Below are 17,743 nucleotides of genomic sequence, written 5' to 3'. Positions count from 1 at the left end.
CGACATCAACGCCGTCAAGGTCTGGGTCGACTCCCGCGGCCACTACGCGCGACCGGAGATCCTCGGCCTACGGGTCGACCGACGCCCGCTCTGGCACGACGAAGGACACCGCGAATGGCCTGCCGCCCCGAACGACGGCACCGCCACCCCGACGGCCGAAACGGCCTGAACGGACGACGTCGATCCCGTTCCATCGGTTACCGGCACCAGATCTCCCCCGTCCACACTGGCCGCAAGGCAGTGGCGCTGTGCTCGTCACTTCTGCCGGTCGGTGCGGGCGGGGTCGCCGGTGGGCGGGGAGGCTTCTTCGGTGGCGGCCCAGGCGGCGAGGAGTTGGAGCCTGTCGTGGTCGGGGGTGTGGGGCGGGGTGCTGTAGGCGGTGAGGGTGAGGCCGGGCTGGGCGGGACGGCGACGACCGCCCGCGGCCTGAGGCCCGTGGCGCTCGCCCGCAACGGCGCCCCGCACGCAGTCTGCTGCCCGACGCCGAGCTCGTGGTCGGCGACCTCACGGCGCCGACTCCGACGCCGCCGCCGTGCCCACCCTCCAGGCAGTCGCCCAGCAGCGCACCGCCTAGGCGGCCCAGAGCACCGAACCCGCCTACCTGCCGTACGTTCCGGCCGAGCCGGACGAGAACACCCCGCGCGACCTGGTCGAGGCAGGCGACTACTACCTCACCCCCCGCGCCCAGCACCCCAGCGCCAAGAACAAGTTCCTCTTCACCGGGAGCGTCCCGCGGATCTTCACCTTCGACGCCTTCCACATGGTCGAGGACCTCCTCACCCGGCCCCTCCTCGTCAGTGGTCGCGGCGATCGCAGTGGTCATGACGCCCGTCGTGGCCGTCGTGGCCGTCGTGCCCGTGGTGCTCGTGGTGCTCGACCGTGGTGGTGTCGGTGGCGGTGTGGATGGTGGGGTCACCGCCTCCGGTGACGGTAGCGGTGTTGATGACCCGTGCACGGGCGTTGCAGGAGACGTCGACCTTCAGGATGACGGGTGGGTAGCTGTGCCCGGCAGGCAGGACGTCGCTGCGGGTGCAGGTGAGGGTGGCCAGAATGCAGCGCCATCCCCTGCCGGTGATCCTGTCGGCCCGAAGACCCGCGGGTAGGACGTCGTGGACGGTGACCGTGGTGCCATTGGTCGGACCGGCCGCGGCGGCGTTACCCACAGTGATGGTGTAAACGCCGCCCTCGCCCCGGGTGAAGACGCCCGTGTGCCTCTTGGCGATGGTCAGGGAGGGTTGGCCGACCGGGATGACCGTGAACGTGAGGCCGGTACTGCCGGTGTCGGCGGCGCTGTCGGTACCGCGGGGGCCAGTGGCGGCGGTGCCGCTGGGTTCGGTGAGGCCGGTGGTGGTGAAGGTGTCGATCACCGGTACCGTCCCGTCGTTGGCCTGGGCGACATGGGCGCGCTGGTCCATGGCGGTCCAGGCTGTGGCCAGGACGATCGCCGGGACGGCCAGCCCGGCTCCCACAACCGCCCCCGTCCTGCGGGCCTGTTCCCCCAGCCGCAATCGAAACATGACGCCCATACCTCCCGGGCTGCGGCTTGCTCCAGCCCGCCCGCTCCCATGCCTGAACACCGACATCTCCGCTTCCAAACCGTCGACAACAAGCCATAGATACTCATCGTGATAGGATCATCACTTTATGCTTCTGCTGGTGGGCTCGCGAATACAACACGACGGTGATCGCGGCGAGCACACGAGACTCGACAAACACAGCGGGTGGGCGCGTGGTGCGCCGCGGTCAGAGCGCCGGCGAGGACGGCGTCGCGCAAAAGGAGCGGTGACACGCTCGATGACGACCGTCGTGCGTCGCCCACGGAGCAGATCAGTCGGCTGCGGGGGCCGGGACCGGTCGGAGTGGTCACCGGCGCCGGAGGAACTTGGGGAGCAGAAGGCACAGCGCGGTGAGGACGAGGGCTGAGAGCCCGGCGACCACAGGGGTGGTGAAGTTCCCTTGCCGGACGGCCGACATGGCGGCCGCTCCGGCGCTGCCGGGAGTCGTCGGGAAGGTGATGGCGGCGCGTGTGGTGCGCTCGACCAGGCCGCTTTTGAGCGTGAGCTCCACGGTCCACGGGCCGTTCGGCAGCCGTGCGTCCAGCGGGACGACCGCCTCCGCACGGTCGCCCGGAGCCAGTGTGGTGCCCGTCTTGGCGGCCGAGAACGGTCCGGCGCGCAGTCCGCCCGGCCCGTCGAAGAGGGAGAGTGCCCCGCTGATGTCCAGGGCGCGGCCCCCCGTGTTGTGGACCCGGGCTCGAACCTCCCCCCGTCCGTCGCGGGCTCGTGTCGGATAGAGCCGCTCGATCTTGAAGTCCGAGGGTGGCTCACCACCGGGACCGACGTCGATGTACATGCGGACGCCCACCCGGCCCAGCATCATCAGATTGTGCGAGCGGTCCGTGCGGGGGCCCGTCTGCGCCCAGATGACGCCGTACCGCTCCCCGGCTGCGGCGTCCCTGGGCACCCGGATGGTGGTGCGTACCCGCGCCGTTTCGGAGGCCGCCAGCTCAAGGCCCGCTGTATCGAGTGACGTCCAGCCGGTCAGCTCGTTGGGGGTGCGCTCCGGCGCGAAGGTGAACTTGCCCTTCGCGACAGTGGCCGCCGCGGCGTAGACGTCGACGTGCATCGGTGTGGTCGACTCGTTGGTGACTTCCACCCGCCGCTCGATGGTCGAGCCGGGAGCGACGTGGTCGACGACGTAGGCCTGCGCTCTGGGATCGGCACGGCGGCTTTCCGGAACGTCGAGCAGCTTGATACCGATGGTCCTGCCCGCAGTTGGGTCCTGGGGGGAGGGCACTCCGGGTGCCCCGTGCCCCGTCGCCGGCATCACCCCGGCCGCCTGTACGAAGGCCAGCACCAGCAGCAGAACCCAGTACCGGCGCGCACCCTTCATTCCGTCAGGCAACGGACTGGGTCAGCGTTCCGGTGTAGGTCCCGCCGACGGCGCCTGCGGGCACGTGAACGGTGACTTTCGGGTTCCAGGTCGCGGTGTTGTCTCCGACACCGGCGGTCCCGGTGACTACCGTCTGCGCGGAGTTGGTCAGCGTCACGGGCGTTCCGGTGGCGGTAATGGTACCGGTCGTCGTAATCGACCCGGGATCGTAGTCAGCGCTGGTGGCGGGGATCGTCGACCCACCGCTCGCGAAGTCCGTCTCCGCCGCGGTTACCGACCAGGAGGCCGAGAGGAGGGCGCGGTTGTCGGTGACGCTCATGGGACCGATCGCCCCGCTGATCGCGGTGCCGGGCGCTCCAGAGCCGAGGTTGGCGCTGACCGGCACCGACAGCGTCAACGCGCCGGACGTGACGGTGTATGTGACTGTGGTGCTGGGGTCGTCCGCCGCGACGGCGAGGCCCGGCTGGACCAGGACGAGAGCAGCGGCTGCGGCCGCGACGGATAGGCTTCGTGCACGCACGACAACTCCCGGGGTAGCCGCTCGTCGGCGGATATGCCGGCTGACAGCGGACATGCTGGTTGGCGTGACGCAGACAATCGGGCGCGGCCTGTTCACACAAGCCGACGCGCGCCGCACACCGCCACACGAACGACCACATTTCAGCCGGAGCGAAGCCCAGCCCGCCTCGCAGACACCCTCGGATCGCCTGGCCGCGATGACGAAGGACGTGTGGGGTTCGAGTCGTGGCTGGAACGGGACCATGCGATGCTGCTCGACTTTGCCCCGCACGTGACCGGCCTCGCTTCGCAGCCGTTCCGACTGTCCTGGCGCGACGAGACGACTCGGCGGGGACGGTCGCACGCGCCGTACTGCTTCGCACGCGCCGGACTGCTTCGCGCGGGCCGTCGACGGGGCAGGACCGGGGATCGACTGCCGTCCGGTCGACCGGATCGACGAGTGGTCGGCCGTGGCGTTCTCGGTGACGCGACGGGTGTGAGGCGGTGGGCTGGACCCATCGTCTCGTCGGGGAGCTTGATCCGGTCCGGGTGGCGAATCTGCGCCGGCCGGCCGACTACCGACATCGCTGCACACCGGCGCAGCCGGGACGGTCACCGCAGTGAGGGCGGCGTTCGCGGTTCCGGCTTCGTCGACGCCCCGGGCCGCGACGGTCGGAGATCCGGTCGAAGTACTGCCGGTGGTGTTCCACCTGTTGGGGTCCGGGGTGCCGAGGGCGGATCCCTCGCGCCCGCCAGGCATTGCAGGACAGCCCTTACGCTGCACGGCGCCCGGCCGCTTCGGAGTGAGAGGAGGGAAGGAGCCGCGTCACAGGTCGTCGACCTGGACCAGCCCGTCCTGGATCGCTCGTGCCAGGAGCGCGGCCTTGGTGGGCGCCTCCCTGCCGATCATCGCGTACTTGATCCGGATGTGTTCGAGGTGGGAGTTGACCGTGCGCGGCGAGATACCCAGGCGTTGGCCCACGAAGTCCTTGGACTCGGACTGGAACCACTCGACCAACACCTCGGTCTCGCGCGCCGAGAGCGCCGGCCGGCCGGGAGAACGGTCGCCTGCCAGCGCTCCTGCCAGCGACGGCGGAGTGTACGCGCGGCCCGAGGCCGCGGTGGCGGCGGCTTCGAGGAGGTGTTCGGCGCCCTCGGCCTTCGTCAGGTAGCTCAGGGCCCCCAACTCCAGGCACTGCAAAGCGATTTCGTCGTCCGCGCGCATCGAGTAGACGACGACCCGTCGCCCCGCCCCGGCCAGCCTGCGCAGCTCGCTCATGGCCGGCGTCGGCCCGCCCAGGTGCAGGTCGAGGATCACCACGTCGGCGGTGGCGCCCTCACCGGTCCACGCGATCCGGACATCGTCGCCCGACGCCGCGACCCGGATCGGCGGGGTGCCGGTGACCAGCCACTGGGCGACCCCGGCGCGCACTGCGGGGTGGTCGTCGACGATGACCGCGCTCAGCTCTGTTGCTTGCGCCATCTGGCCTCCAGCCGCAGGTACTCACCGTAGACACCGTACTCGACCCCGACCCGGCCGCTGGGTTCGGTGACCAGGTCGGCGCAGGCGTCGGCCACCACCGCGATGCGTATCTCCTCATCGGTGCGCAGCACGCTCACCCTGGCACGACTTCGCGCCGCCGACAATGCCGTGACCACCGGCCCGGTCAGCTCGTGGCGCACCTGCGAGGGCACCGGCACGGCGGCGCCACTGACCGCGAACGACACGTCCACGCCTCGTCGTTCCGCCGCGTCGACGCACGCGGTGACCTCGTGCACCAACGGGTCGGGCACGTTGTCGTTCTCGGCGAACAGCCGCCGCAACTGCGTCCCGGCAAGCGCACATCGCCGCTGGGTGTCACTGTCGCGTGGGTCCAGTGCGCCGTCGGCCAGGCCGGCAAGCAGCGACAGCGTCGAACCCAACTGGTCGGCGAAGAGACTCCGTTGGCCCCGTTCCCACTGCTGCGCCGTCAGTACCCGGGTCACCAGCCGGTCCTGTTCCTCGGACACCGCCATCGCCTCGCGGGTCTGCCGGTGCAGCACTCGCGTGATCACCACGACCGCCAGCTGGACGTTGACCGCGCCGAACGCGGTGGCACCTGCCGCACCCAACGCAGCGCGGTCCGGCACCCCTGCCGACAGGAACAGTGCCGTACTCGTCACCAGATGCGCGGCCAGAACCGTGATCAGCACCCGGACCCGGTCCAGCAACAGCAACAGCAGGTGCCACCCCACCAGTCCGAACGACCAGTCGGACGCCTGGAAACGCCGGTCCGGGGCGAGCGCGGCCGTGGCGCAGAACGACGCCGCGAGCACCACTGCCGTGCCGGCCACCACGAGGGCGACGGGCAACGGCCTTCGCCGCAGCACCCACCCGCAGCAGACGGCGGTGACACAGGCCAGGGCGATGAAGGCGGCCACGGCGAGCCATCGGTGCCGGTACTCCTGTGCGAGCAGGGGGTGCAGGCTCAGACCGAACTGCAGAACGCCGGTGGCACAGACCAGGATGATCCGCATCGTCGCGTAGACGTGGTCGCCCGCCGCGCTTTTCTCACTCACCGGGCCACACCAGCCTCACGGTGGTTCCCGCACCGGGACGCGAGGTGATCGTGGCGCTGCCGTCGACGGCGACCATGCGCTCGACCACCGAGCTCCGGATCCCGCGACGGGAGCGCGTCACTTCGTCCGGGTGGAACCCCACCCCGCGATCGGCCACCACGACGACGGCCCGGTCGCCTTCGCCGCGCACGCTCAGTACGGCGGTGTCGGCCTCGGCATGCCGCTCGACGTTCACCAGTGCCTCGCGCACCGCCCGCACGAAGGCGAGTGCCACCGAGGCCGGAACCAGGGGGGTGTTCTCCGCGCGGACGTCTACGGCCAGTCGGCCGCGGCCGACGACGGTGTGCAGCGAGGCCGTCAGGTCCACGGCGCTGTCCCGGGCGGTCGCTCCTCCCGCGGCACCGGTGAGCACCGCGAGGTCGTGTCGGGCGTACTCGGCGACCTGCTCCGGGTCCGTTTCCTTTGCCTGCCCCGTCACCAGAAGGAAGGTCGACGCCGCTGTGTCGTGCAGCAGCGCGAGGTACTCGCGTTCCTGTCGGTGCCGCGCCAGGGAGGCCGCCTCCGCGCGTGCCAGCGCCGAGCGGCGTTCCCTCAACTCGTCCACCCGTCCGGCCGATTGGCGAAGCAGCACGAATCCCAGGCGCGCGAGCAGGCACTCGAAGACCAGGCGCGGCAGCAGAGTGCCGACGGCATCGGTTCCCACCGCGGCCAGGTCGACCGCGAGCAACCCGGACGTGACGGGCACGGCGACCGCCGGAGGCCACTCCCACTGGAGTGTGATCGCCGTTGTGGTCAGCATGTTCAGCGCCCACGGGTTCAGTGGCCCGCCGGTCCATTCCTGGGTCCCGCAGACCGCTCCCACCTGCAGCACGGCGAACACCAGCGACAGCGCCGCGCCACGCCCCGTGAACCCCGCCCAGCAGTCCGCCCCGGCCCCCGCGAGCACCAGCCCGAACAGGGCGAACCCCAGCGGCAGGGCCTCGTCGGGTACGGCGAGAAGGCCGAAGACACTGATGACGACCACCGCGACCCCGCGCACGGGAGGAACCAGCCGGTGGGCGGACGCCAGGAATCGCGCCTCGACACCGCCTTGCGGCGAGATCGGCGGCACGCCGCTCACCGGGCCGGTCCGGAGGCCGGGTCGCTGGTGCCGCCTTCTTCGCGCGCCAGTGGGCACAGCTCCCGAACGACCGGTGCGACACCGCGGGTTGACAACCCGGACATCGGTTCACCGTCCTCCTGGGTTGAGCCGGCAACCTCGTCTGTCGGGCACGAATCCCGACGACGCGGGACTATACCGAAGCCGTACGACGGCTCCTCACGTCAGACGTACGTGCTCGTGGGCCCGTCGGATCCGGGCGAGCAACGCCGGGGCGTGCGCACAGGATCGGGGCAGAAGCAACACGGCGGACATGTCGCGTTCCGTACCTCGGTCGAACACCCGATGCCGGCCGGGCCGTCTGTTGCTACTTTTCGGCGCGCAATGTTCCTCGACGTGGGAGTCGGGTTGATATCAAGAACAAGAGTCAGTCGTGCGTGGATCGCGATTGCCACGGTGTGTGCGGCCCTGGTGGTCTCCCTCGGTCTCGTGCAGCCGGCCACCGCCGCTCCGGCCTGGCCGGTCATCAGCAACGGCTCGTCGGGCCCCGACGTCGGCGCCGCCCAGTACCTGCTGCGCAGCCATGGTCACGGCATCACCGCCGACAGTGATTTCGGCCCGGCGACCGAGAGTGCCGTCGTGGCCTTCCAGGAGTCCAGGGGATACGCCGCGGACGGTGTCATCGGCGCGGAGACCTGGCCGGGCCTGATCGTCACGGTCCGCGAGGGCGAGAGCGGCGACGCGGTCGCGGCGGCACAGACCGCTTTGAACAAGCACGGCTACGGACTGGCCGTGGACGGGCAGTTCGGTCCGGCCACCGCCTCCGCGGTCACCTCCTTCCAGAGCGCCAAGGGCCTGTCCGTGGACGGTGTCGTCGGCCCCGAGACCTGGCAGAACCTCGTCGGCCGGGGCGGCGGCGGGGGCGGGAACGGCAGTTACTCCCTGCCCATCCCGCGCGATGCCCTGTCCCGCGACTACTACAGCGCGCCGCATCACGACTATCCGGCACTCGACCTGCCGGTGGGCACCGGGACCCCGGTGTACGCGGTGCACTCCGGTGTGGCGAACCAGATCGACAACGACCGGTGCGGTCTGGGCTACGAAGTCGTCGGTGACGACGGCGCCACTTACTACTACTGCCACTTCTCCGCGCACGGAGTCGGCTCCGGTACCCAGGTCGGCTCGGGCACCCAGCTCGGCCTGTCGGGCAGTACCGGCAACTCCACCGGCCCGCACCTGCACTTCGAGATCACCGCCGGTGGCGCGAACCGCTGCCCGCAGGCCTTCCTGTCGGCCGTCTACGACGGGACCGCCCCGCCCGCGCCCGGCGATCTGCCGACCGGGGGCTGCATCGAATAGCGAATGTCAGGGGCCCTGGCAGGCGGGTCCCGACGACCCGTCTGCCGGTGCTCCGGCATCGGTCTGCTCGTCAATCGCACCAATCTCACCACGGGGAGTCTGGATTGAATGCAAGAACACTGATCACGAAACCGTCGGCCTGTCGTGTGTGGGTCGCGATCACCGCACTGTGTGCGGCCCTGGTGGTCTCCCTCGGTCTCGTACAGCCGGCCACCGCCGCTCCGGCCTGGCCCGCTCTCAGCAACGGCACGACCGGAGCGAACGTCGCCACCGCCCAGTACCTGTTGCGTGGTCACGGTTACGACATCTCGGTCGACAGTGATTTCGGCCCCGCGACCGAGAACACGGTGGTTTCCTTCCAGGAGTCCAGGGGGTACGCCGCGGACGGTGTCATCGGCGCGGAGACCTGGCCGGGCCTGATCGTCACGGTCCGCGAGGGCGAGAGCGGCGACGCGGTCGCGGCGGCACAGACCGCTTTGAACAAGCACGGCTACGGACTGGCCGTGGACGGGCAGTTCGGTCCGGCCACCGCCTCCGCGGTCACCTCCTTCCAGAGCGCCAAGGGCCTGTCCGTGGACGGTGTCGTCGGCCCCGAGACCTGGCAGAACCTCGTCGGTCAGGGCGGCGGCGGGGGCGGCGGGGGCTGCACGGTGCCGGACGAACCCGACCCCGAGGTGCTCAAGGTCGTCTACCGGACCGGCGTCGAACTCGGCGTCAGCGACAGGGTGTTGCTCGCCGGGTTCGAGGCGGGCGTGGTCGAGTCCAACATGAACAACCTGGACTGCGGCGACCGGGACTCGCTCGGAGTGTTCCAGCAGCGTCCGTCGCAGGGCTGGGGCACGCCGGAACAGATCATGGACGTGTCGTACGCGTCGAACGCGTTCTTCACCCCCGCCATCCGGGTGGCGGCGGACAACCCGGACCTGTCCGCGGGCCAGGTGGCGCAGACCGTGCAGGTCTCGGCCTACCCGGACCGCTACGACGCGGTGGAAGGCACCGCCCGCGAGCTGATCGAACGCGCCAAGGAACTCCTCGGCCAGTAATCGGCGGCATGAGAACCACGACATGACAGGGTCCCGGCCCCGTGCCCCGGCGCGGGGCCGGGACCTCTTCGGCCGACGCGGCGTCAGGGGCCGTGCTCGCTCCGGCGCCTCGCCCACCGAGGTGCCCCAGCCGGCCGTCGTGAGCGGTCGCCTGCGGGTGCCGGGGGCCTGATCCGGCCAACTTGATGCGGCACGGGGAGGACGGGCCGATTCCTCACCTCGCCGGGATGGACATCGCCGGTGCGGGCTGGTCATGCTGACACCTCCGGAGATGCCTTGCCGAAGGGTTCGCTGACGGCCCATCACCGTCCTGGACGGTCCGACGGAAGTGAGAGCGATGAACTCCGCACATCAGCACCGCGACCCCGCACCCGAGCAGAACCCCGCCGTCGCGGCGGACGAGCGCAGTCCCGAACTGCTCCTCGTCGACGCCGGGTCGGTGCGTGACATCACCCTGGGGAACTGGCCGTTCGGGCACCCCGACGACACGCAGCACTGGACGCCGACCGACGACTGATGCGCTGGGCGGCCGGGTTCCGGGCAGGGCCGGACACGAGCGGGGCGCCGGTCCCGGTCCCCCTCGGCGGGGCCGGGATCCCGGGCTTCGCCAAGGCGTGGACCGTCGGGCCGGTCGTGATGCGTACGGCAGAGGCCGAGGGCCCCGGGCGGTCCCGGATCGCGGCCGTCGGCGACTGTCCACCCACCCGTGCCGAACTGGTCGCCACCCTCGACGCCATACGGGCCGGGCACCTGGACCGGCTGCCGGAGCGGCCCGGCTCCTGTCTGCTGGTGGCCGAGACCGATGGTCGTACGGTGGTCATCGGCGACCGCGCCGGTGTCTGGCCGATTTTCTACCGCAGGGATCTCGACGGCGGGGTCTGGTGGTCGAACGCGGCCGCGCCGCTGGCTGCGCTCTCCGGCCCTCCGGTCCCCGACCTCCGCGCACTGGCGGCCCGCACCGCTCTGCCCGGCGTGGTGCTCGACCCGCACAGCAGCCTGTTCCCGCAGGTCGCCCGGGTGCCGCTCGGCATGGCCCTGGTCTGCGGGCCGCGATCGGTGCGTCTGGCCCGTAGGAGCGCTGCCACCGCCCCTTCCGGCGCGGAGTCCCTCTCCCTGCCCGAAGGGGCCGAACTCCTGCGCGCGCGGCTGACCGAGGCGGTCGTCCGCCGGGTGCACCTCACCCGGCTCCGTTCCGCCGACCTGTCCGGCGGGCTCGACTCCACGGCCCTTGCCCACCTCTCCACGAGGGCGGGGAAGACCCACGCCGTCACCTACACCGACGAATGGCTGCACAACGACGACCTTCCGTACGCGACGGCCGCCGCTGCCGGGATGCCGGGGATCGTCCACCACGTGGTGACGGGAGACCGCTCCACACTCCACTACACCGGACTGGCCCCGGACCACCTCGCCGTCCCCGTCTCGGACGCCCCCAGTCCTACCGTCGTGCTGTGGGCGATGAAGGCGAAAGTACTGGGCGCGATGGCCGCGCACGGCTCGCGGGGTCACTTCGTGGGCACCGGCGGAGACACCGTGCTCACCGCTTCCGGCGTCCTGACCGACGCCTTGCGCGCCGGACGACACCGTCGGGCCGTAGCGACGGCCATGGCGGCGGCCCGCGTCACCCACACGTCCGCCTGGCACCTGTGGCGTGCAGCCCGGTCCAAGGCCGGACTCACCCCGGCGAGCGAGGCGGAGCGCCTCGCGAACCGGCTGCGCGGACCCGCCGCCCCCGATGTCACGGCGGTCACCACGGGCCGCAGGGCCGGGCGGGCCGGTGGCGCGGACGCCGCGTGGCTGCCGGACCCGACGATCGCCGACTGGATGCCCCAGTCGGCCCGTGACCTCCTGGCCGGCCATCTCACCGACACCTGCCGGGCCCGCGAACTGCCGACCGGTCTCGCCCGCTGGCGCGACGCGAACGGCCTGGCCGGGGTCGGCGACGACGTCGCCCAGTACGCCCACCTGGCAGCGAGCATCGGCATGCCCGTATGGGCCCCGTACCTGGACGACCAAGTGGTCGCGGCCTGCTTCGGCGTGCCACCCGAGGAGCGGCACGTGCCCGGGGCGTACAAGCCACTGCTGACCCACGCCATGCGCGGTGTCGTCGCCGACCGGATCCTGGCCCGCCGCACAAAGGGCACCTTCGCCGGTCCCGTCTACGCCGGCCTGGCCGAACACTCCACCGCACTCACCGAGTTGGTAGGACCCGGCTCCCGCCTCGCCCGCCTCGGACTCCTCGACCCGGCGCCCGTCGCCGCCGTACTGCGCCGGGCGGCGCCAGGGCTTCCGCTGCCGCTCGGCTCGGTGCACAACCTCGTCGCGGTCGAGGTGTGGCTGCGGCAGTTGGAGACCCGGAGCCGCTCGTCGTGGTGGAAGGAGAACTGATCCCGTGCCGTGGGTCCTGCCGCGTACCGTGCACGTCGTCCACGACGACACCTCGGGCGCCGCTCTGCTCGACGAACGCTCCGGACGCTGGTACCACCTGTCCCGACCCGGAGGCCGGCTCCTCAAGGCGATCCTCGCGGGCACCGACCCCGAGGAGGCAGCGGCCGAGGCGGCCGTACCGGGCGACCCCGGACGGTCCGCGCAGGCATTCCTGGCCCTGTTCCACGACCTGCGGGCCGCAGGTCTCCTGATCCGGCGACCCGACGGTTCCCCGCCCCGCGGCCGACCGGATCCCGGATCCTCCGGCAGGCCCACCGGAGGGTTCATGACCGGACTCGCCGGAAGGCTCACCGCGAGACTCACGAGGAGACCCGCCGGAAGGACCCGACGATGACTCTGCCCGTCGCTCCCCCCGCCGGCCCGCGGCCCTCCTCCGTCCAGCGACTCTGCGGGGCACTCGGCTTCGCCGCCGCCGTCCTCCTGCTCAGGCTTCCGCTGCACCGCGCCACCGCCTTCGTGCGCCTGCTCCACCGCCTGCCCCTGAGGGAACCCGCGCCGGTCCGGGCCGCGCGCATCGTCCAGGCTGCCCGCTCGGCCGGTGCCTGGTGGCCCGGACGGGCGGCCTGCCTGGAGATCTCGCTCGCCGCGACCCTGGCGGCCGTCGCCCGGGGCTACCGCCTTTCCTGGTGCCTCGGGGTGCGCTTCCTTCCGCCGCCGCGTGTCCACCACGCGTGGGTCGAGACCACGGCCGGTCCGGCCGGCGAACCCGAGACCGCGCTTCCGCACGGCTGGCCCTACGCGACGGCCCTGCGCATCTGACCCGCGCCGTGGGCCGATTCGGTCACGTCCTGCCGGGCACGGCCTCGCCGGTGGCGAACGGTGTTCTCCGGCGGGGTGGTGACGACGGTGTCAGCGTGGTGCGGACGCGTACACGTCGCTCACGTCGTCCCTGGGCTTCGGCCTGTTCCGGCCGCACGGACCCGCCGCGAAGGCGCGGAGCAGGTTCTCCGTGCTGCGGGTGACGAAAGCTCCCGTACGGGCGTCCATGCCGTGGTTGCGTCCGTTCTCGCGGGTGCCCGCCATCAGGGCCTCGACCCATCGCATCGTCCCGGAGGCGAAGACGCCCGCCCCGCTCGGCACGGTGTAGTAGGCGGAGTCGGCGTAACTGGGCCTGCCCTTACAGACGAGGGGGGAATGCGCGATGATCTCGAGCGGTGCCGGGGTGGGCATGCCGGGAGTGACCCGGTCGTACTCCACCCCGACCAGGTGGTCGAAGGAGGCTCCTCGCTCCACGCCTGTGCCCTCGAAGAGCCAGTGGTCGCTCCGGCGGACGACATACGGGGCGTCCACGGGGTAGCCCTCGTAGAGCACCCCGGTCAGGGAGGACTCGGGAGAGGCGCCGGGTGGCTGGCGGAAGTCGTTGGTCGGCATGTCCGGGTGGTCGGCGAGGTACGGGTCGTTCCGGTAGTCGGTCTTGTAACAGACGACGGTGCGGTCGGCGCCAGCGGCGCCCGGCTCCAGCCTGACCCTGCGGAAGCAGGTGTTGGCCCCGAGGAAGGCCACGTTCGTACCCGCGTCGCGCGCCCGGGTGACGTGCGCCCGTTGCTGCGGCGTCCAGTACTCGTCATGTCCCAGCGAGACGGCTCCGGCCGCGTTGCGGAGAATGCCGGGGTCGCGGTGGACGTCCGGGCCCGTGGTGTAGGCGAGCGGGACACCCAGCTTCTCCGCCAGGACCACCACTGCCCGTTCATAGACCATGAACTTCTCGGCACCGCTGCCGTCGTAGGGCCGGTCGAAACTGACGGCGAGCGACCGCGTGCCGTACGCGCCGTTCTCGCCCTGGTAAAGGCTGTAGCCGCCCCACAGGTTGTACGCCTGCCACGTTGCCGGGGCGTGCATCAACACGATTCTGCCCGTGGCGCTCGCCGAGCGGACGATCAGCGGCACATAGCGCTGGTGGGCGTCTTCCGAGTCCAGCCGGAGCAGATACGCTCCCTCCGGCCAGCCGCCGGTGCGCACGAGGAGTGTGCGTTTCCAGTCCGCCCGTACGGTACGGGTGGCCCGGACCAGCCGGGGACGCCCCTGGACCGACCCGGCAACACGGGGCGAACGCCAGACCAGTCGTGCCTGCGCCCCGCCGTACCAGCCGACGCGGTAGGCCGAGACCCGGAACGCCGGGGCGGTGGTGGAGACGTACAGGCCGAGCTCCTCGCCCGGCAGCACACTCACCTTGTCGGCGTAGCCCTCGATGGCCCCGGGCGGTCCCGTGGAACTGACCCGCCAGTCGGAGTCCCCCGCCCGGACGTTCTCCCCTCTCTCGGCGCGGCGGCCGGCGCCGGGCTGGGTGGGCCCGCCGTTCCCGGAGAAGTGGCATCCGGTCAGCGCGGCGCCGCCGGCCATCGCCCCGCTCGCCGCCGCAGCGAGGAAGAGCCTGCGATCCGGCCGGCCGGGGCTCCCGGCGTCCTGCCCCTCACCGTGTTTCATACCGCCCGCCGAACCCGTTCCGCGACACTGTCACCGGCCATCATCCCCCGCCACGGGCTCGGGGACGACGAGGCAGCGCCGAACCGGGGACGGGGCTGCTGTCCGGTGTCGGCCGTTCCACCGTCGGCCGAGCCGGCGGCGAGATCGCATCCTCCTGGCCGAGCGGGACTGCGCGGTCCCCGGCCGGCCCGCTCTGCGCCCGAAGACACCGGCGGACGTATTCGCCCACCTGGGCGACGGCCGACCCGGCCTCGGACACCACGCCGCGGCGTCTGCGGTCGGCCTCGCGGGACCGGCGCTTCCCGCAATCCCGGCCAGGCGGTGAACGGTCAGGAATGCCACGCCGCGCCGACGCCCAGCTGCAGTGCGGGCCCTTCATCGTCCCACGACGGCACCGGCCTCTCGTCGAACCCCTCGGGTCGGGCGATGGGGTGGTCAAGGAGAACGTCCTCGATGACGGCGAACGCGGCCACGAGCGTCTCGGCATGCGGCACAAGGTCCGCGACAACGCTTTCGGAAGCGTCCTGCAATCCCTTCACCTGCGCGCCGGTCAGATGACCGTCGGCGAGCAGATCACCGCTGTGCGCCGCGATCTGGCGCAAGGCGAACAGACGGTACAGCAAGGTCAGTTGCTGCCGCGCCTCGTCGTCAGGTGCTTCCGCCGCCGCGTCCAGGAGGGCCTGGCCCGCCTGGCTGACCGCATGGGAGTCGACCAGCTTCAGGGCCGAATTGACGGTGTTGTTCCACCGGTTGAGCGGATCCCCCGGCGGGCCACTGCGCAGGCGCCTGCGTGCCCGCTGGTGCCAGATGCGTTCGATGTCGCCCAGCAGGTCCTGCAGGAACGCGGTGTCGGCGAGGTCCCGGGTCTCGGGGTCCAGACCGCAGGGCTGCGTCGGGGTGAAGTGCCCCAGAAGCATCTCGCCGGCCGCCTTCACCCATATCACCAGGTTGTCGCCCTCAGCGGTGATCGTCCCCTCGTTGGCGGCGAGTTGACCCGCGATGCCGTTGGCAAGGAAAAGCCCCTGAGCACCGCAGCGTTCCCGGCACTCGGTCATGACCTCTCGCGCCTGCCAGGTGATCCAGCCCTTCGCGATCGCCGTGAACCGTTCGCTGTCCTCCTGCTCCTGCTCCTGCCCCTGCTCCGCTGCCTCGGTCCATCGTCGAACCGCGGCCCGGTGCAGCAGCGTCGCGGCGTAGGTGGTGGCGACGGACTCGAGGAGCGGAGTGTGGTGGCTCCGGTGGGCAAACAGCGGAACACTGCCGCCAGTTGTCACCCCGGCGGTCTGCCTGTTGAAGGCGTGTCGAACCGCCACGGCGACCGCATGACGGGTGACCCCGAGGCTGTAGCCGCTCATGCACAGTTTGCCGACTGTCACGCGGCCGATGGATTTCAGGAAGCGCCGACGGGGACTGCCGATCGAACTGACGAAGGTGCCCTCCGGAGTGAGGCGCCCGTATTCCGACTCCAAAAGCGCCTCGCGCGGCAGGCGCACGCGGTCGAACGATGTGATGCAGTGGTCGACCGGTGCTGTGGCTGTCTGTGGCAGCCTGCGTATCTCCACCCCCGGCAGCGCGGTTCCGTCCTCGTCGCTGAGGGGAGTCAGGAACAGGAAGACGCCCTGGTCCCTGCCCTCGACGATCAGCCGGGCAGCCACAACAGCGGACTTGGCGCCACCCGTGGAGCTGGTGTTCGGCATGAACTTCCGGGCGTCCGCGTGGGGAGTGTGAAGCACGAACTCACCGGCGGCATGGTCGTACGTGGCGGTGGTCTCCAACTGCGCGGCGCTGTTGCCGTGCCCGGCCTCCGTGCACAGAAACGTCCCCGTCCGCCGCAGCCGGGCGAAATCCTGCAGATCACGGTCCGGCCGACCGGACGAGTGGTCGAAGAAGCTTCCGAGGAACAGGTTGTAGTGGATACTCGCCACCGTCCCCAGCCCCGGGTCCACAGGGCCCACCCACTCGTGAAGCGCCGTCAGCCGCCGCACATCGCCGGCGAAATCGACGGGACTGTCAAGCTCGGCATTGACTAAGCCCAGACGTTCGTACGACAGAGCGGAACGCTCCTGGGGCGACAGCCCTTCTCGGAAACGGAACGGCTCCGTGCTGAACAGTTTGCGCCACGGCTCGTGATATTGATCCAGCCGCTCACCGAACAGCGCCTGCGTGAGCGCTGCTGTTGTCCTGGTGGCCTGGTCAGAAGAGGGGTAGGAGATGATCACGCTTCGGAACGGTAGCTCATACGATTAACCAGCTCGGAGTGATGATCAACACGATTGAGAGCCCTCCGATCACGGTATGTGCTCACTTCTGCGCGCCTGTAACCCTGTTTCGGGCAACCATGTGGATCAAGTGTCTCTGCCCCCGCGCACCGGCCCCTCGCGGCGGAAAACGGAGGGGAAACCGCTACCGGTCGACTGGCCTTCCGGAACCCGGGAGGAGTCATGCCTGGGCAGGCGGCGAACAGCTGCTGAGGTTGAACTCGTGGTGATCGCCAAGGGGGCGGGGTCTTGTCGGTGTGCCGTTCGGCAGCCCCTCGGCCAACGCAGTGGCGTGTCCCCGTCCGACGTCCGCAGCCTGCCCACGGACGTGGTCCTCGTCCGCCCTGCCGAGAGTCAAGTCAGGAGTTTGGTCAACAGACTTGACGACGCCTGAATGCCACGGCCTGCTACAGCGGATTGTCCCCGTTCCGGTTGAACAGGTCCCCCGGCTCGAACATCTGCCGGGCCACCACATGTCCATGCTCTGCTGCCATACGGAACCAGGGTTCCGACGGGGGAAGGCCGTCGCGGTTCTCCACCAGACGCCCCATCTCCCACATCGACTCGACGTCACCCGCCTCGACGGCCCGGCGCAGCAGTCGCTCCGCCTCTTCCAGTTCGCCGTGGATCTTGGCCGTCATGGCCAGGGCCCGTAAGGCGTCGAGGTCGCCCGCTTCGACGGCCCGGTGCAGCAGCCGTTCCGACTCTTCCAGTTCGCCACGGGCCTTGGCCTTCATGGCCAGGAACCGTAGTGCGCCGGGGTCGCCCGCATCCGCGGCGGCGGTCAGGGCCTCGGGGCTCATGCCCCGCCTGCCAAGGACGGTGTTCCGGACGATCAGAAGGATGCCGAGTGCCCACAGGAGCCGGCTCACCTGTGTGACGAGGCCGTGGTCCGTCGTCAGCCCGACGATGGTCAGCACTGCGGCGAGGAGCAGCAAGAGGGCTGCCATCCGTCTTCTCCAGGGGTACGCGATGCCGGTACAAGCATCAGCAGGTCAGAGCCCGGACCCGCCCCGCAGAGGAGAAATGCGGGAACCTGCGACGCTGTGGCCCCGGGGCACGTCTGATGAGACGCCGTTCGCCGTGATCGTCCACGTGCTGGTGAGCGGGTGCGCCCGGCGGGCTCTGCCGCTGTGTTTGGGGATGCTGCCCCCGGTCGTCGG

General features: G+C 70.8%; 16 protein-coding genes. 6 read left to right on the top strand and 10 right to left on the bottom strand.

Features of this window, described 5'->3' with window-relative positions:
- Positions 1-255: 255 nt before the first annotated feature.
- The 7 genes from ACWCXX_RS33050 to ACWCXX_RS33020 form a co-directional block, all read right to left on the bottom strand.
- Positions 256-465, bottom strand: coding sequence for a hypothetical protein (locus ACWCXX_RS33050; protein ID WP_451133749.1), 210 nt, complete (start codon positions 463-465; stop codon positions 256-258).
- Between the two features lie 329 nt (positions 466-794).
- Complete coding sequence (locus tag ACWCXX_RS33045) at positions 795-1,517, bottom strand: hypothetical protein (RefSeq protein ID WP_451133747.1); 723 nt, start codon at positions 1,515-1,517, stop codon at positions 795-797.
- Positions 1,518-1,863: 346 nt separating this feature from the next.
- Positions 1,864-2,892 carry a peptidase gene (locus ACWCXX_RS33040; RefSeq protein ID WP_451133745.1) on the bottom strand — a complete coding sequence of 343 codons (1,029 nt, stop codon included), beginning with the start codon at positions 2,890-2,892 and terminating at the stop codon, positions 1,864-1,866.
- Positions 2,893-2,896: 4 nt separating this feature from the next.
- A complete protein-coding gene (locus tag ACWCXX_RS33035; protein ID WP_451133743.1) occupies positions 2,897-3,466 on the bottom strand; it encodes a hypothetical protein in 570 nt (189 codons plus the stop codon).
- 750 nt (positions 3,467-4,216) lie between these two features.
- Positions 4,217-4,873, bottom strand: coding sequence for a response regulator (locus ACWCXX_RS33030; RefSeq protein ID WP_451133741.1), 657 nt, complete (start codon positions 4,871-4,873; stop codon positions 4,217-4,219).
- Entirely contained in the window at positions 4,852-5,949 is a 1,098-nt protein-coding gene (locus ACWCXX_RS33025) for a hypothetical protein (RefSeq protein WP_451133739.1), read from the bottom strand. The genes ACWCXX_RS33030 and ACWCXX_RS33025 overlap by 22 nt, the downstream gene beginning before the upstream one ends.
- The gene (locus tag ACWCXX_RS33020) at positions 5,942-7,069 is read right to left on the bottom strand and encodes a sensor histidine kinase (RefSeq protein ID WP_451133737.1); all 1,128 of its coding nucleotides are present in this window, start codon (positions 7,067-7,069) and stop codon (positions 5,942-5,944) included. The genes ACWCXX_RS33025 and ACWCXX_RS33020 overlap by 8 nt, the downstream gene beginning before the upstream one ends.
- A gap of 363 nt (positions 7,070-7,432) precedes the next feature.
- Here ACWCXX_RS33020 and ACWCXX_RS33015 point away from each other — a divergent pair, with 363 nt between their 5' ends.
- The 6 genes from ACWCXX_RS33015 (at position 7,433) to ACWCXX_RS32990 (ending at position 12,657) form a co-directional block, all read left to right on the top strand.
- A complete protein-coding gene (locus ACWCXX_RS33015) occupies positions 7,433-8,407 on the top strand; it encodes a peptidoglycan-binding protein (protein WP_451133735.1) in 975 nt (324 codons plus the stop codon).
- A 104-nt stretch (positions 8,408-8,511) separates the two neighbouring features.
- A complete protein-coding gene (locus tag ACWCXX_RS33010; RefSeq protein WP_451133733.1) occupies positions 8,512-9,450 on the top strand; it encodes a peptidoglycan-binding domain-containing protein in 939 nt (312 codons plus the stop codon).
- A gap of 337 nt (positions 9,451-9,787) precedes the next feature.
- The gene (locus ACWCXX_RS33005) at positions 9,788-9,967 is read left to right on the top strand and encodes a lasso RiPP family leader peptide-containing protein (protein ID WP_451133731.1); all 180 of its coding nucleotides are present in this window, start codon (positions 9,788-9,790) and stop codon (positions 9,965-9,967) included.
- Positions 9,967-11,838, top strand: a complete 1,872-nt coding sequence (locus tag ACWCXX_RS33000; protein ID WP_451133729.1) for an asparagine synthase-related protein — start codon at positions 9,967-9,969, stop codon at positions 11,836-11,838. Before ACWCXX_RS33005 ends, ACWCXX_RS33000 begins: the two co-directional genes overlap by 1 nt.
- Before the next feature lie 4 nt (positions 11,839-11,842).
- Positions 11,843-12,232, top strand: coding sequence for a hypothetical protein (locus ACWCXX_RS32995; RefSeq protein ID WP_451133727.1), 390 nt, complete (start codon positions 11,843-11,845; stop codon positions 12,230-12,232).
- On the top strand, positions 12,229-12,657 hold the full coding sequence (locus ACWCXX_RS32990; protein ID WP_451133725.1) for a lasso peptide biosynthesis B2 protein: 429 nt from the start codon (positions 12,229-12,231) through the stop codon (positions 12,655-12,657). The genes ACWCXX_RS32995 and ACWCXX_RS32990 overlap by 4 nt, the downstream gene beginning before the upstream one ends.
- A gap of 90 nt (positions 12,658-12,747) precedes the next feature.
- On the opposite strand, the gene ACWCXX_RS32985 is transcribed toward ACWCXX_RS32990, so the two are convergent.
- From ACWCXX_RS32985 to ACWCXX_RS32975, 3 genes are all read right to left on the bottom strand, one after another.
- Positions 12,748-14,322: a N,N-dimethylformamidase beta subunit family domain-containing protein gene (locus tag ACWCXX_RS32985; RefSeq protein ID WP_451133723.1), complete on the bottom strand. Its 1,575-nt coding sequence runs from the start codon at positions 14,320-14,322 to the stop codon at positions 12,748-12,750.
- A gap of 329 nt (positions 14,323-14,651) precedes the next feature.
- Entirely contained in the window at positions 14,652-16,541 is a 1,890-nt protein-coding gene (locus ACWCXX_RS32980; protein WP_451133720.1) for an acyl-CoA dehydrogenase family protein, read from the bottom strand.
- Between the two features lie 446 nt (positions 16,542-16,987).
- Entirely contained in the window at positions 16,988-17,530 is a 543-nt protein-coding gene (locus tag ACWCXX_RS32975) for a tetratricopeptide repeat protein (protein WP_451133718.1), read from the bottom strand.
- Between the last annotated feature and the right edge of the window lie 213 nt (positions 17,531-17,743).

Source organism: Streptomyces sp. NPDC001732, assembly GCF_053596315.1.
This window is presented reverse-complemented; position numbering and strand designations above follow the sequence as displayed.